Origin of the sequence: Pectobacterium polonicum, assembly GCF_005497185.1 — a bacterium.
In the GTDB taxonomy this organism is placed as follows: domain Bacteria; phylum Pseudomonadota; class Gammaproteobacteria; order Enterobacterales; family Enterobacteriaceae; genus Pectobacterium; species Pectobacterium polonicum.
Genome location: NZ_RJTN01000002.1, coordinates 358297 through 374739, shown reverse-complemented (window position 1 = coordinate 374739; position 16443 = coordinate 358297). Strand labels below are relative to the sequence as shown.

Here is a 16443-nt window from a genome sequence, read left to right as displayed (position 1 = left end):
TCGTTATGCGGTGACCAGCTGAGACAGCTGTGTTTTCGCGTCTTCGGTCGCTTTCTGTGCCACATCTGGGCCGTAGCCGTAACCTTCGGCGAACACGAATTCCAGGTCGGTCAGACCAAGGAAGCCCAGGAACACACGCAGGTACGGTTCCAGCAGGTCGGTTGGCGTGCCTTTATGAATACCGCCACGGCTGGTTAATACGATAGCGCGTTTGCCTTTCACCAGACCTTCAGGGCCTTGCTCGGTGTAACGGAAGGTCACACCCGCGCGAGCCACCAGGTCGAAGTAGTTCTTCAACTGGGTAGGAATGTTGAAGTTATACATTGGTGCCGCGATCACGATCACGTCATGTGCCTGCAATTCAGCGATTAAATCGTCGGACAGTTTCAGGGCTTCTTGCTGACGCGGGGTCAGTGCTGCATCGGATGGGCGCAGTGCACCGACTAATTCACCATCAAGAACCGGAATCGGTTGAGCGGCCAGGTCGCGTACGGTGATGCTATCGTCTGGATGGGCAGATTGCCACTGGGCGGTGAAGTGGTCGGCCAGTTGGTTTGACTGAGAATAACCTGCCAGAATGCTTGATTTCAGGACCAATACTTTGCTCATTGCCAATTCCTTTAGTGATTGAAGTGGGCGACAACATAACGCCCTTTGATGTGTCACATCTTATGCGGTGCTCAGGAAAGTGAAAAGTGCAAATATTCGAGGTCTTTATTCGATTTTCTTGAATAAGACGATGTTTGAATGATGTTTGAATAAGGCAGAGCGGAGCGATTAGAGCCGGTTATGACAATGTGCTACTATCCACGGCTTAAAAAGCCTGTGCCTTAAAATCAGGTTAGGCTCAGTCGAGCCAGATTCGGCGACGCGCAATGTCCCGGCAGAGAAAAGAATTAGAGAAACGATTAAGGAAGAGCAACGTGAAATCACCTCTCAGTGCATTATCTACGCAGTTAAGTGAGCTAATGCTTCGCGATCGGCAACGTCTGCGCCGTCGCTTGCAGGGCGCAGCGAAGGTCAGCAGCCCGCAGGCTCAGTCCGCGATCGCGCAGGAAATTGAGGGGGAAATTGTTGCTGCGCGTCAGAAAGTCGAGAACCGGCGGGCAAATTGCCCGACTATTCGTTACCCTGAACAGCTTCCTGTTAGCCAGAAAAAAGATGAAATACTGGAGGCGTTGCGCAATCACCAGGTGATTATCGTCGCAGGTGAGACGGGGTCGGGTAAGACCACTCAGTTGCCGAAAATCTGTCTAGAACTGGGGCGCGGTATACATGGTCTGATTGGCCACACGCAGCCGCGCCGTCTGGCTGCCAGAACCGTTGCCGACCGCATTGCGGCAGAGTTGGAAACGCCGCTGGGCGGCAGTGTCGGATATAAAGTCCGTTTTAACGATCAGGTCGGTGACAATACGCTGGTCAAGTTGATGACCGACGGTATTTTGCTGGCGGAAATTCAGCAAGATCGCCTGCTGATGCAGTACGACACGCTGATTATCGATGAAGCGCACGAACGTAGCCTGAATATCGATTTCATTATGGGCTATTTGCGTCAGCTGTTGCCAAAACGCCCCGATTTAAAAGTGATTATTACGTCAGCCACTATCGATCCACAGCGTTTCTCCCGCCATTTTAATCATGCGCCGATCATTGAAGTGTCTGGCCGGACGTATCCGGTGGATGTGCGTTACCGTCCGGTGGTGGAAGACGCGGATGACAGCGAGCGCGACCAGCTACAGGCGATTTTCGATGCAGTTGATGAGCTGACGCGTGAAGGGCCGGGAGATATTCTGGTCTTCATGAGCGGTGAACGTGAAATCCGTGATACGGCAGAGGCGCTGACCCGTCTGGATTTGCCGCATACCGAGATTCTCCCGTTGTACGCGCGCCTGTCGAATCAGGAACAGAACCGCGTCTTTCAGTCACATCATGGTCGCCGCATCGTGCTGGCGACCAACGTGGCAGAAACCTCACTAACCGTACCGGGGATTCGTTACGTGATCGATCCCGGCACGGCGCGTATCAGCCGCTATAGCTTCCGCACCAAGGTACAGCGCCTGCCGATTGAACCTGTCTCTCAGGCGTCGGCGAATCAGCGTAAAGGGCGCTGTGGTCGCGTTGCCGCTGGGGTGTGTATTCGCCTTTATTCCGAGCAGGATTTCCTGTCGCGACCTGAATTTACCGATCCCGAAATTCTTCGCACCAATCTGGCTTCCGTCATTCTGCAAATGACGTCGCTGGGGTTAGGAGATATCGCCGCGTTCCCGTTTGTTGAAGCGCCGGATAAGCGCAACATTCAGGACGGCGTGCGCTTGCTGGAAGAGCTGGGCGCGATTCATCTGGCGGATAACGGGCATTACCATCTGACGCCGCAAGGACAACAGTTGGCGCAATTACCGATTGATCCACGCCTAGCGCGTATGGTGCTGGAAGCGCGTAAAATGGGCTGTGTGCGTGAGGTAATGGTGATCACCGCCGCGTTGTCGATTCAGGACCCGCGTGAAAGGCCGATGGATAAGAAGCAGGCGTCGGATGAAAAACATCGTCGCTTTGCCGATAAAGACTCTGATTTTCTGGCCTTCGTCAATCTGTGGAACTATCTGCGTGAGCAGCAGAAGGCGCTGTCTTCCAGCCAGTTCCGCCGTCAGTGTCGTACCGATTTCCTTAACTACCTGCGCGTTCGTGAATGGCAGGATATCTACACGCAGTTGCGTCAGGTAGTGAAAGAGTTGGGGCTACCGGTCAACAGTGAACCCGCTGATTATCTGAGTATTCACTGTTCGCTGCTCACGGGCTTGTTGTCGCATATCGGACAGAAAGATATTGAGAAACAAGAGTTCAGCGGGGCACGCAACGCCCGGTTTGCTATTTTCCCTGGCTCTGGGTTATTCAAAAAACCGCCAAAATGGACAATGGTGGCCGAACTGGTGGAAACCAGCCGCCTGTGGGGGCGCATTGCCGCGCGTATTGAACCTGAGTGGATCGAACCGCTGGCTCAGCACCTGATTAAACGGAGCTACAGCGATCCTCACTGGGAGAAAGCGCAGGGCACGGTGATGGCTCAGGAGAAGGTGACGCTCTTCGGGCTGCCGATTGTTGCGGCGCGTAAGGTGAACTACAGCCCAATCGATCCGACGCTGGCACGTGAGATGTTCATCCGCCACGCGCTGGTGGAAGGCGATTGGCAAACGCATCACGCTTTTTTCCGCGCCAACCTCAAGTTGCTGGCGGAGGTGGAAGATTTAGAGCATAAATCGCGCCGCCGCGACATTCTGGTGGACGACGAAACGCTATTTGCGTTTTACGATCGGCGTTTGCCACATGATGTTGTCTCGTCACGCCATTTTGACAAGTGGTGGAAGGCTGCTAATCGGGATAATGCCGACCTGCTTAATTTTGAAAAGAGCATGTTGATTAAAGACGGCGCGGAGAAGGTGAGTGCGCTGGACTACCCGAACTTCTGGCATCAGGGCAGCCTGAAATTACGCTTGTCCTATCAGTTTGAACCGGGAGCTGATGCGGATGGCGTAACGGTACACATTCCGCTACCGATTCTCAATCAGGTGCGTGAAGAGGGCTTCGAGTGGCAGATTCCTGGTGTGCGCCGTGAACTAACGATTGCGCTGATTAAATCGTTGCCCAAGCCGTTACGTCGTAACTTTGTCCCTGCGCCGAACTATGCAGAAGCATTTCTGGCACGAACCACGCCCTTGGAGAAAGGACTACTGGATGCGCTGGAGCGTGAACTGCGGCTGATGACGGGCGTCACGGTGCCGCGTGAGGCATGGCAGTGGGATCAGGTGCCCGATCATCTGAAAATCACGTTCCGCGTCATCGATGAGAAGAATCGCACGCAGCGTGAAGGTAAAGACCTAAACGCGCTGAAAGACCAGCTCAAAGATAAAGTCCAGCAAACGCTGTCATCCGTTGCGGATGATGGCTTGGAGCAGCGAGGTCTGCACGTTTGGAGCTTCGGTTCGCTACCAGATTGTTATGAGCAGAAACGAGGTGGCTACTCGGTCAAAGCCTATCCGGCGTTGGTGGATGAAAAAGACAGCGTGGCGATTCGCTTGTTTGATACGCCACACCAGCAACAACAGGTCATGCGGCACGGGTTACGTCGTCTGTTACTGCTGAATATTCCGTCGCCGATCAAATATCTGCATGAAAAACTGCCAAACAAGGCGAAGCTCGGCCTCTATTTCAATCCATACGGCAAAGTACTGGATCTCATCGATGATTGTATCGCCTGCGCGGTAGATAAACTGATTGAATCATCCGGCGGCCCGGTCTGGCAGGAAGACGCTTTCCAGCAGTTGCATGAAAAAGTACGCGCAGAGCTGAACGAGACGGTAGTGGATATCGCTAAACAGGTTGAGCAAATTTTGACGGCGGTCTTCGCCATCAACAAGCGTCTGAAAGGGCGTGTAGACATGGCGATGGCGCTGGCATTAAGTGACATCAAGAGCCAGATGAGTGCTCTGGTGTTCCGTGGTTTTGTGACCCAAAACGGCTGGCAACGTCTACCGGACGTGTTGCGTTATCTGCATGCGATAGAGCGCCGTTTGGAGAAACTGGCGCAGGATGTCCACCGTGACAGGGCGCAGATGCTGAAAGTTGAGCAGGTTCAACAGGCATGGCAGCAGTGGTCGAATAAGTTGCCTACGGAGCGGCGTGACGATGACGACGTGAAGGCGGTGCGTTGGATGCTGGAAGAGTTACGCGTCAGTTATTTTGCTCAACAACTGGGGACACCATTCCCCATCTCGGATAAGCGCGTCTTGCAGGCGATGGAGCAGGTTGAAGGATAATTTCTCTGGAGTGCAGGTCGGCGGCATTGGCTGCCGACTGCTTACTGCAACATCTTGCTTCGGCGGCGATGTTATTAGTCCGGATGATGCTATTCTGACGTGCGTGAGGCGTACTCATTCATCCAGGTAATAAACGCTTCCGGTGGGATAGGCCGGGAAAAGTAATAACCTTGTACTTCGTCACAGCCAAAACGAGCCAGATGTTCGAGCGTTTCCCTATTCTCTACGCCTTCGGCCAGCACGATATAGTCTAGTTTGTGCAGCATATTGATAATAGATTGCACAATGACGCGGCTCTTACGATCAGTTTTTATATCTTTAATCAGCGATTTATCCAGCTTTATCACCGTCGAGGGGATATTACGCAGGTAGCTTAAATTGCTATACCCGGTGCCGAAATCATCGAGAGCGATAGTAAATCCCATCTGTTCCAGCGTTTGGATGGTGGCGAGTGTTTCCGCGCTTTCAATGATTTTCTGCGTTTCGACGCACTCGATGTCAATGTCCTGAGGGGTGAGTCCGTGGCTGTCCAGAATGGCGACAAGACGTGGGATGAAGTCATTCTCGGAAAAATTTCTGGCAGAGACATTAATGGATACCGGGAAGTTTAACCCCTGCTGACGCCATTGTTTCACCTGGCTTGCCGCCTGCCGGGTAACCCAATCGGTTAATGGCCGCATCAATGTCGTTCCTTCCGCTAGCGGAATAAACTGGTCGGGGTAAATCTCACCCAGTTCGGGGTGACGCCAACGAATGAGCGCTTCAGCACCAATAACGGTGTTGGTTTTAATACTCAACTTCGGTTGGTACACCAAATAAAGACCCGATTTATTATTCTGCACAACATCGGCTAACTCATTGAGCAGGGTAAACGCGATTTGCTGGGCTTTATCGGCCTCGGGGTCATAAGCGAACTGGCGGATATTTCTGGTTATGGCGGCGCGCAGGGCGCTCATGGATTCACGCAAAATTCGTTGTGGCTCGCTGGCCGGAATCTGGAATTCAGTGTATCCGACGAAAAATTCCAGTTTAAGCGGGATATGGCTGGAGATACTTTCATGAATTCGCTCGGCACAGGCATCGAGCTCTGCCAGAATCTGCGTTTTTTTATCCGCCTTCACCAGCAGAGCGAATCGGCCTACTGCCGCACAGTAAAGGCTATCTGGTGAACTCAAACTGAGACGCAGGAAGATGCCGATATCTTTCAGCAGGCCTTCTACGGTCGGCATACCTAACGCACACCCCATTTCATAGGCGTAAGAAATATCGATAGTATCAATCAGGATGAGCAGATAGCGTTCGTGAATGTCGGTAATGTGGCTGATGTCGTCAATCAGACGCTGACGGTTGGGTAACAGCGTGACTCCATCAATCAGGCCAATCGCGTTACGATATTCGATTAAAACCAGTGCAATCGCGGCTAAATCATGCAGTAAACGCAGTTGAATCTTACTGAACGTTCGCGGAACATAATCAATGACGCAGAATGTACCGATGGAATAGCCTTCTTTGGTTTTAAGCGGTACGCCGGCATAAAAACGGATAAAAGGCTTGCCGGTTACATAGGGGCTATCGTTAAAGCGGTTGTCTTGAGTGGCATCGGGGCAGACGAAGTGTTGACCTGTTTGTACGATGAAATGATCAAAAGAACCGATTTTATCCATATCATCCAGAGGAAAATGGTTTTTTGCTTTAACATGCAGAGATTGAGTACCGGTTAGCGTCACGAGCGCTGTCGGAGTTTCGAGCAGTTCGCAGGCTAGTTTCGTGAGTTTATGAAGAATATCATCTTGAGATATATCGGATTTCTGTAATTCGTCGAGAGTCTGCATGCGTTTTTTTTCATCATGGCTCAAATGTTTTAACATGTAGACTCTTCCTTTCCGCAATAATAATCGCGACGACATCAATTTAATTTAACGGCGACACAATAACATAGAGGTTAAAAGTTGAGGTAACTTATTATACCACTTTTATCTTTCCGTTAAGGCTCTAAGGATTCTTTGACTTAATCGCGGTTTCCGACGCCTGGCGTGCAGTATGAATTCTTGCTTTTTTTCAATGGGTTGATCGGGGAATGAGCGTGTTAACTGAGGATGTGCTCTGCGAATAAATAATAATCTAATTATAAAAAAGACATTTTCCATGGGGTAGAAATAGAATGTTGATAATTGTCATGCCTGCTGTGGATCACGACAATATGGATGATATACCCGTCATACTTCAAATCGCATGTGTGGCAGTTTCTCTTATTTACTCTGATAAGAATAGAACAGATATTTTTTTATACCATGAGGCCGGCGAGAAACGACGGTGTCAGGCGGTATCCTAAATAGTGGTTTCCGCCTGACGGGGCATCTACGCCGTGAACGCTAGTGCTCTTTTGGTGTACCTGGTTTTGGTGAATGTAGTTTTGCCAGCGCTTCTAACTGTTGGCGAATGGCAGTAACGGAAACCGCGCGATTATCGGCCCGTTCGCGTTCACTGGCATCGGGGGCTGAGCTTTGAATTCCCATCAGCACCCAACCTGTTGCCGAGTTTAACATGAGAGGGGAACCGCTATCGCCAGGCAGCGTATCGCATTGGTGTGCCACGACGGCGGCCTGAACCCAACCGGTGATTAAGCAATCCTGATGACGATAAAGTGTGTCCTGATGATCCTCTGGGTAACCTGCCTGTGTGACGCGCTGATCGCTGTCTCGCAATGCCTGCATTAATTCCTGGCGGCTACCTTGCCATAGCGTAAGTGGGCGAATTCCTGGCGGTGTTTGCTTTAGCCTAATCAGGGCGTAATCCAGCGGTGCGGCTGATGGCGGAACGATCCATCCCTCGCCGTCAGCTTTCAATTTTTTGGCGAGCGTTTTATTCGTCAGTGCTTCAATTTCCGTGGTTTCATAACGCCATCCCTTTTCTGTCGCCAGAAAGCGCAGCGCGACGGGTTTATCTATTTCGCCAGTTGGAGGGGTAACCACGCAATGCCCTGCTGTCAGCGCCAAATGGGGAGAAATAAGCGTTGCGGTACAGAGATTGCCACTGGCGGTTTCCAATTGCCCAATCGCTTGCCATGGCCAGACTGCCGTGTCGGGAACGATGTCCCGATCGTCGTGGTTAAAAAATAAAATTTTTTGCTGCGTTGCGGCGTCTGTTGCTGCTGACGCTGCCCAACTTAACGGGGCAATGAAAGATAATGAACATAGCAACCAGGCTGATAGGCGCATGTCGTCAATGGACCTTATGATGAACGTCATTTTGAGGCGCTAAATATAGCGTGTTGCCTTAACTATAGATGTAATTGTGGGTGCGGCGCGGGAAATTAAAATGTTATCGAGTGTAAAAAGCCTCTGTTTTACGGATGATTAGCCCTGTCCATTATGTGATGAACGCTACGCCACATCTCGCATGGCGTAGCGCCCTTGAATCAGCAGAAACGGAGCGCTTTAGTTTCACCGGTTTTATTCGTAACTCACCGTCACGATGCGTACCTGTGAACTCAGGTTCTTTGAACTCACGGAACCGATGCCCTGTGGCAACGTGTGTAAACCGTTTTTAACTTGCAGCGTTTGCACTTCCCCTTGTCGTGCGCAACTGACGGTCACATTGCTTGATAGGGTCGTCACATCGCAGACGGGTTCAACGATGGCACCCACAAAGCGAATGATACCTGTCGATGAAGACGATGAGGCGAAAGTATACGGCGTGGCAGCCATCATGCAGAGCAGTATGGCTGATGTTTGCAGGATTTTTTTCATTATGATTATCTCGGTATTGCCTGGTGTGTAATGATATAAACGGCATCGCGTGATAAAACTTTACTGTGCCTAAACCTTGGTCTAGCAATCCGAGTTGTTATTAACTAATTACTTTTAAATCAATATATTGCACCTATCGTCAGTTGGCTGTGTTTAGCGGATAGGCTGATATGTTTTTTATTTCAATGTGTGTCGTTTTCTCTGCGGAATACTGTCGTCTTCTCCTTTATATCTGCATGTCCCTCTTGTTTATTTCCTTATTCGCATCGCTATCGCTTTACGGCGTTCGGCCCGTGTTACATCGTGAAATCAGGCATAAAACATAACAAAAAATAAACATACGAGCTCATTTGGCACATTTTACGCGTTCATGTTTTTTATGCGATGAATTCCTACTCAATAAAAAATAAATTTATATGTTGGATGTGTTTTATTTCCCAACTTTAAATTTCAATAAATTTTTATTTGTTAGGTTTTAGTTCTGGTTTTTCGGTTTTTTCATCAAGCCTCAAACAACTTTTACAAAATAACAATCATGAAAAATATTTATTAACGCATCGCGACGGGGAAATGCGTTGGGCATCTTGCCCGCACATTTCTCTCGTGTCGAAGGACGTCAGAGTGCTCCTGACTGATGCACTAAAAAAAAGGATCGAGACGTCGCTTTAGCGACAGAGCCACGATTGTTTTTTAAATGCGATCGTTAACTTTTATCTGTTATCAGGAAATATAAGTTATGCATAAATCTTTACTCAATACCTTGATTGGTGCCTCATTGTTGTCATCCAGTTTTACTGTTTTTGCGGCTACCGTTGCTGGCGGAACCGTACATTTCAAAGGTGAAATCGTTAATGCCGCTTGTGCGGTCAGTACCAATACCGCTGATCAGATTGTGAACCTGGGACAATACCGTACCGCCCGTTTTACCGGGGTGGGAACCTACTCAGGCAAAGTCCCTTTCACCATCAATCTCGAAGATTGTGATTCCACCGTATCCACCACCGCAGCGGTTGCCTTTACCGGTACAGCCGATGCAAATGACAACACCGTCCTGGCTGTCAGCAATATTGGTGGTGGAGTCGCTGGCGCAGCAGGCGGTGTGGGGATTGAAATTTCCGATCGTGCCGGTACGGTTCTGACGCCAAATGGTGCAGTCTACTCAGCCCCACAAACGCTGAACGATGGCAGCAACGTGCTGGCATTCAGCGCACGCTATAAAGCCACGCAAGCGACCGCGACACCGGGCGCGGCAGATGCTGATGCCACGTTCACCATCGATTATCAATAAGAACGGTTAGCAAGGAGGCCATAAAGCCAAGGATGGCCGTCTTTATACCCCATTCAACAACACGTTATTGTGAGGTGGTGTGTGCCGAATACATCTCTTTTATTCCGATCTTTCTTATTTGGACTGCTGTCTTTTTCTTTATTGATTGCTCAACAGGCACAGGCTGGTGGTATCGCGCTGGGAGCCACACGGGTGATCTATCCCGCTGGGGCCAATCAGGCTTCGCTGTCAATTATTAATAGTGATGAAAAAAACCGCTTTTTGATTCAATCCTGGGTGGAAGATAAGGACGGTAATAAAACCACGGATTTTCTGGCGACGCCGCCGCTTTTTGTGGTGAAACCTAAGGGCGAAAATACGCTGCGGTTGATGCATGTAGGGGCGTCGTTACCGACCGATCGCGAGTCTGTTTACTGGCTCAACGTGAAAGCGATCCCCGCCGTTGATAAGCGCGACCTTCAGGATAAAAACGCGCTGCAATTGGCAGTGTTATCCCGGATAAAACTTTTCGTTAGACCTGCCAACCTGCCGATGGGGGCAGATAGCGCATCGACTATGCTGCGTTTCCACCAGTCGAGCAATACGCTCACGATCGCCAATCCTTCTCCCTATTTTATTACGTTGGTCAACCTCCAATCTGGTAGTCAGAAACTCCCCAACACCATGGTGTCGCCTAAAAGCTCGGCATCCGTGACATTGCCTGGCAAAGCCTCCGGTGCGGTGAGTTACCAGACGATTAACGACTACGGTGCGATGACGCCGCGCGTCACGGGCTCAGGGCTATGAAACGGTGAGATACCAGCCGCCGTCGAATGACATTGCGACGACTGCCTGCGCTTTTCATCGTCATAGATGAGGAATTTTTGTATGCGTTCACAACCTACGATACAACCGCCTTCAACTGCATGTCATCGCGTCATACCTACGCGATTACGCTGGTATCCGGCCATGATGCTATGTCTGGCATTTCCATTGAGCGGTGAGGCCGAAACTTTCTTTAATCCGACGTTTTTATCGGACGATCCTTCTGCCATCGCCGATCTTTCTCGTTTTGATAACGGTGAAGGGCAACCGCCGGGCATCTATCGGGTCGAGATTTATGTTAATGCCGAATATGCGGTTTCTCGTGATATTGCGTTTCAAGTACGCACGCCCACCGCTAAACCCTCAGGCGATGATACGGGTCTTGAACCTTGCCTGACGACAACGCTGCTGGAACAACTTAATGTCAATCTGCGATCTTTTTCCTCTCTACATGACGAACCGGCTGCGGCGTGTGTCAATTTGCCGCTGGCGATCCCTGATGCACGCGTGGATTTTGATTTTGAACTTCAGAGATTGAATATCAGCTTGCCGCAGGTTGCGTTGAAAAATGCCGGACGGGGATACATTTCGCCGGAAGAATGGGATGAGGGTATTACGTCGGCATTATTTAATTATCAATTCACCGGCAGCAATGCCCACGGCAATGCCCGCAGTGACAGCTATTTCCTCAATCTGGATAGTGGGGTTAACTGGAATGGTTGGCGGCTGCGTGATTACTCCACCTGGCGTTATTCCCGTTATGCAAATTTGCGTTATAACGAATTTCAGCACGTCAGCACCTATTTACAGCGCGCTATCATTCCCTGGCGCAGCGAGTTGACCCTCGGTGACAGTAATACGGTCGGGGATGTCTTCGATAGTTTGGGATTTCGTGGCGTACAGATGGCGTCTGATGATGCGATGCTACCGGACAGTTTGAGAGGATTCGCGCCAACGATCAGAGGGATTGCTAAAAGCAATGCCCGCGTCACCATCCGACAGAATAGCTATGTTATTTATCAATCTTATGTCGCGCCTGGCGCCTTCGAAATTACCGATCTTTACCCTACGTCATCTAGCGGCGACTTACAGGTGACCATTACTGAGAGCGACAACTCGACGAACAGTTTTGTGGTGCCTTATTCCGCCGTACCGCTACTTCAGCGTGAAAATCGGATGAAATATACCGCGACGATCGGTAAATACCGCAGCAACAATGCGCAACAAGAGCAGCCTTTTTTTGGTCAGGGCACGCTGATTTGGGGGCGTTCGGCGGGGGTGACGCTGTATGGCGGCACGCAGCTTGCTGAAGATTATCAGGCGTTGACGTTGGGGACGGGTAAGAATCTCGGTGACTGGGGGGCTTTTTCTGCCGACCTCACTCAGGCTTACAGCACGTTGTCAGATGGCAGCGATCATCGTGGGCAGTCGCTGCGTTTCCTGTATGCCAAATCCTTGAATGACTTGGGAACTAACTTTCAGATTCTGGGCTATCGCTACTCAACCAAGGGATTTTTTACGTTGGATGAGGCCAGCTATAAAAACATGAGCGGTTACACCGTCGATTTTTCTGATGCTCAGCCTGTTGTACGTGACTACTACAATCTGAATAACGCGAAGAAAAGTAGGATGCAGATGAATATTACCCAGCAACTGGGTAATGGATACGGATCGTTATTTTTGACGGGGAGCCGACAGGATTATTGGCATACCGATGGCACGAACGATCTGCTGCAAATCGGCTACAGCAACGTGTACCGCGGCGTGAGTTATAACCTGAGCTATAGCTATAACAAAAATCAAGGGCTGGAAGAGCGAAACCAGCTGTTTGCTTTTAACCTTTCTATTCCTCTGGGTCAGTGGCTTAACGGACACCGAGAAGGTATTAGCCTTCGGCGTTCACAGAATATCGCGTATACCACGTACAACATGACGTCGGACAATCAGGGGCGCACGTTACAGCAGGTTGGGCTCAGTGGCACGATGCTGCCGGAAGGCAACCTCAACTACCATGTCTCCCAAGGGTATGGCAACCGCGGCATCGGAAACAGTGGGAACGCAGGACTCGGTTATCAGGGGACTTACGGTAACAGCAATGCCAACTACAACTACACGCGCCATAGCCGCCAGCTTAATTATGGGGTCAGCGGTGGCGTCGTGGCACATGCCGATGGCGTCACGTTTAGCCAACCATTGGGCGATACCAATGTGCTGATTAAAGTACCCGGTGCTAGTCGTGTCAGAGTGGAGAATACCACGGGTATTCAGACGGACTGGCGCGGCTATGCCGTCATTCCCTATGCCAGCGTTTATCGTAATAACCGCATCGCGCTGGACGTCAATTCGTTAAATCAAAACACCGAAGTGAACAATACTGTCGCTAACCTTGTGCCGACGCGGGGAGCGATGGTTCGCGCCAGCTTTACCGCTTATCAGGGGGGGCGCGCGCTGATCTCACTGCAACAGCGCAATGGTCGAGCGGTTCCCTTTGGCGCACTCGTTTCCCGCGTGGACAGCGATAGCACCGGTATTGTCGGAGATGATGGGCAGGTATTTCTCTCTGGGCTAGCCCCTGAAGGTGAGCTGAAGGTCGCATGGGGAAGCGGTTCACAGCAGCAATGTACGCTTCGCTACGCTCTGCCAAACGGCAGTGAAAACCAACCGATTTCCTACACGAAGGCGATATGTCAATGACATTACTGATGAAAAATAACAAAAGCGCTATGCGAAGTCATGTGTGGTGGCGCAGTGTTACCGCAGCGGGTTTGCTGGGCATCGCCGGGCAGGCTAGCGCGGTGCAATGCACGACATCAAGCGGTTCACCGTTAACGTATGACTACACTTACGCGCTGGCCTCCAGCCAGAACTATGTCGGATATGTGACGGGGTGGAATGAAAAAAATGATGCGGGCTCCTATACGATAAGCGGCCCATGTAATAACCGGGATACGGTTTATTATTCGGCACAGCCTGGTCCGTCATTGGTTCTGGCATCGACGGAAAGCGGCGTGAACTGGTTTAATATTACCGGTAATGATTATCTTCAGGTGTCATCGCGTATTTTTGTCTATAACCGGACCTCGGGAGGGACATTTCATAATGTGCCGTTTACCGATGTAAATAACAATTGTGCGGGACTGTGCGGGGGCAATGCGACAACGGGCAGTCGGGTTCAGGTGAACTTCCGTATCAAGCGCAAATTTGTGGGGGTTTCTAATATCCCGATGGCACCGATTTTTTATCTCTATGGTAACCAGGGCGGCAACGGCCAAAATGTGGGATCGCCGCTAGTCGTCGGCTATATGAGCGGTTCGGTTACCGTTCCTCAGAGCTGTGCCTTGAATGCGGGGCAGATCATCAGTATTGATTTTGGCGGGATCTCATCAGGATTGTTTAACACGGCAGGGGAAAAACCTGTTGGCGTTTCTCCTGTGACGCGGACGATAGGTATTGCTTGTAACGGCATCGATGCACAGGCAAGTCTGTCGATGCGGCTTCAGGCCGATAAATCGTCTGGGGATATGGTGGTTTCCGATAACCCTGATGTTGGATTTATTGTCACAGACAGTGGAAACAATCCCTTGACGCCTAACGATATTGCAAGCGTGATCCCCTTTACGTTGGATGAAACGGCAAGCGCTAATGTGGCGATCACTGCATATCCGGTCAGCGTGACAGGGAATAAGCCTCAGGAAGGTGTTGCGACGGCAAATGCCTATCTGCGCGTCGATTTTTACTAAAAGAGGGGGGAATCGATGAACCGACTTCAGGATATGATGGTGCCTACCGTGCGTGCACGAGTGACATGGAGCGTTCGTTTGTGCCTGGTTTCCTTGATCGCAAGTGTTTGTGCTTTGATGCCGGTGCGTGCCGATCTGGGGCTGACCAATATGCGACTTACCGCGACGCTGTTGGCAAACAGTTGCAGTGTCAGCGTGGGAACGCAGGAACAAACGGTCGATCTCGGCAGGTGGGCAAGCAAGCAGTTTGCTGTAGGATCGCAAAATCCGAATCCGACACGCTTCGAGATTGTTCTGGAGAACTGTGGAGTAGCGGCGTCTGGCGTCGAAGTGACGTTTTATGGCAGTGCGCCAACGGCGGATAATACGCTGCTTGCCCTTAACGCGAGCAGTAGCGCGACCAATATTGCCGTGGCGATTCTGGATAGCGAACGCCGTCGTGTGGCTCTTGGGCTGCCAACGCCTATTTATGCGCTGTCGGCTAATGCTGCCCGTGTGGCACTGGTTTTTTATGGGCAGTATGTGGCGCTCGGTACGCCAGTGACGGTCGGTTCTGCCAATGCGGATGCAACATTTACGCTAACCTACCTGTAGGCGTTGGGGAATATTCAGAAGGTGTGACGGGTCAGGCGACCCGTCATGGCATTAATTACACTCCGTGAGATGGCGTAATTTACCGCGCTCCAGTGTAATTAAGCCTTGCTGCTGTAGCCGCTTCAGTCCCCGTTTTATCGTACTTTTTGAGAGTGACGTACGTTGGGAAATATACGACAGAGCAGAGAAACGTCGTTTAACATCAGGGGGAAGTTGATTCAGAGAACGTAGCATTTTGTGCACGATGGAAAGTGAGTCACCATGATTGCCGATACAATGGTCAATCAATGCATGAAACCCGGTATTAACAATCGCTAAAACATCGTCGAAACGTTCATAAGCCGTAATAATGCGCATCGCGGTATTGAAAGGAATACTGCGAATTTTTCCATAATCAACCCTTTCCAGATAGAGTTCCCCACCATCAAGCGTCACCATGGACCAACCGATGATGGCAGGTGATAATATAACGGAAATAACTTTATCATCGATTGACTGCTTCATTAAGAATGTTCCTTCATCCAGAAAATAAATCACTTGCTCTCCTGATGGATAAAAGAAATAAAGTCGTTTCCCTTTGATGACTTTGGTCGGCGGGGCGATATTACTGTGTGGCGAAAGTATTTTTGTAATTCTAAAAATAGAGGTATTTAATTCTTTCATTGAAAACCTGTACGTGATGGAGTTATAACGCGTCCATTTCGTTTTATGAAAAATACAGCATCCTTAGAGGTGTGTTATTAAATTTGTGGTTTTGAAGTTCAATCCGTATTCGGCTAAGTATATTGTCGTCTTTTTATCAATAAATACCACCTTGTTTTAAGTGATTATGTGGTTAGCACGCTGTGGTGCTAATGCAATAAAACAGATACTGCGCGCAGCGCGGTGTTGTGGTTGGACATCGTGGATGTCTTGGTAAATTAAACCTTGTAATTAGTGTGCTTTATTTTCTAATAATAAATATACGTTGAAATCCAATGTGACTTATTATTGATTTCGAAATTGTAGTTTAAGATTTAGATAATTCCATTGTTATTGGCGTGTTTATCATCGTAAATGAGACGATAGTCTTCAAGTGATTGATTTAAACGGCAGTCTGGTCTGGTTTGACCTGTTGATAGGGAAGGGAAGAGATTAAAATATAGGAAGCAATAATATTGTTAATGAGAGTGGTTATCAATGTTGGTGCGTGTTTTTTATGCGGATAGACATCGGTACTTAATAATAGCGAGAATACGTGGGTAGGTGCGTGGTAGAGCAATTCTGAGAACTAGAGAAAAAAACTTAGGGTGATAATTCCACAGAGCAGAACGAGGGATAGCATAATTTCGAATGAGTAGCGACGCATCATGTTCCCTTCCCCCATGAAATAAACACCCGATGGACCGGGTGTTTGATGATGACTCTGTCGTTGCCCTTAGTGGCGAGATTCGAACCGGGCTGACCGTAAGTGACGC

11 protein-coding genes are annotated in these 16443 nt (G+C 49.8%); 6 read left to right on the top strand and 5 right to left on the bottom strand.

The window, feature by feature from the left end; genetic code table 11:
- Window positions 1-3: 3 nt before the first annotated feature.
- Entirely contained in the window at window positions 4-609 is a 606-nt protein-coding gene (locus tag EDI29_RS04040; protein WP_137739833.1) for an FMN-dependent NADH-azoreductase, read from the bottom strand.
- Window positions 610-923: 314 nt separating this feature from the next.
- Here EDI29_RS04040 and hrpA point away from each other — a divergent pair, with 314 nt between their 5' ends.
- On the top strand, window positions 924-4811 hold the full coding sequence (gene hrpA, locus EDI29_RS04035; protein WP_137739832.1) for an ATP-dependent RNA helicase HrpA: 3888 nt from the start codon (window positions 924-926) through the stop codon (window positions 4809-4811).
- 89 nt (window positions 4812-4900) lie between these two features.
- On the opposite strand, the gene EDI29_RS04030 is transcribed toward hrpA, so the two are convergent.
- The 3 genes from EDI29_RS04030 to EDI29_RS04020 form a co-directional block, all read right to left on the bottom strand.
- On the bottom strand, window positions 4901-6679 hold the full coding sequence (locus EDI29_RS04030; RefSeq protein WP_137739831.1) for a sensor domain-containing phosphodiesterase: 1779 nt from the start codon (window positions 6677-6679) through the stop codon (window positions 4901-4903).
- Between the two features lie 504 nt (window positions 6680-7183).
- The gene (locus tag EDI29_RS04025) at window positions 7184-8029 is read right to left on the bottom strand and encodes a trypsin-like serine peptidase (RefSeq protein WP_137739830.1); all 846 of its coding nucleotides are present in this window, start codon (window positions 8027-8029) and stop codon (window positions 7184-7186) included.
- Window positions 8030-8263: 234 nt separating this feature from the next.
- The gene (locus tag EDI29_RS04020) at window positions 8264-8560 is read right to left on the bottom strand and encodes a type 1 fimbrial protein (protein WP_137739829.1); all 297 of its coding nucleotides are present in this window, start codon (window positions 8558-8560) and stop codon (window positions 8264-8266) included.
- A 736-nt stretch (window positions 8561-9296) separates the two neighbouring features.
- Between EDI29_RS04020 and fimA the strand changes: the two genes are divergently transcribed.
- The 5 genes from fimA (at window position 9297) to EDI29_RS03995 (ending at window position 14986) form a co-directional block, all read left to right on the top strand.
- Complete coding sequence (gene fimA / locus EDI29_RS04015) at window positions 9297-9848, top strand: type 1 fimbrial major subunit FimA (protein WP_137739828.1); 552 nt, start codon at window positions 9297-9299, stop codon at window positions 9846-9848.
- Window positions 9849-9929: 81 nt separating this feature from the next.
- Window positions 9930-10634 carry a fimbria/pilus periplasmic chaperone gene (locus tag EDI29_RS04010; protein WP_137739827.1) on the top strand — a complete coding sequence of 235 codons (705 nt, stop codon included), beginning with the start codon at window positions 9930-9932 and terminating at the stop codon, window positions 10632-10634.
- 81 nt (window positions 10635-10715) lie between these two features.
- Window positions 10716-13346, top strand: coding sequence for a fimbrial biogenesis usher protein (locus tag EDI29_RS04005; protein WP_137739826.1), 2631 nt, complete (start codon window positions 10716-10718; stop codon window positions 13344-13346).
- Window positions 13337-14392, top strand: a complete 1056-nt coding sequence (locus EDI29_RS04000; RefSeq protein WP_241664886.1) for a fimbrial protein — start codon at window positions 13337-13339, stop codon at window positions 14390-14392. The genes EDI29_RS04005 and EDI29_RS04000 overlap by 10 nt, the downstream gene beginning before the upstream one ends.
- A 15-nt stretch (window positions 14393-14407) precedes the next feature.
- Complete coding sequence (locus tag EDI29_RS03995) at window positions 14408-14986, top strand: fimbrial protein (RefSeq protein WP_137739825.1); 579 nt, start codon at window positions 14408-14410, stop codon at window positions 14984-14986.
- Window positions 14987-15037: 51 nt separating this feature from the next.
- Here EDI29_RS03995 and EDI29_RS03990 read toward each other — a convergent pair whose 3' ends face one another.
- Window positions 15038-15649 carry a helix-turn-helix domain-containing protein gene (locus tag EDI29_RS03990; protein ID WP_137739824.1) on the bottom strand — a complete coding sequence of 204 codons (612 nt, stop codon included), beginning with the start codon at window positions 15647-15649 and terminating at the stop codon, window positions 15038-15040.
- Window positions 15650-16443 lie beyond the last annotated feature (794 nt).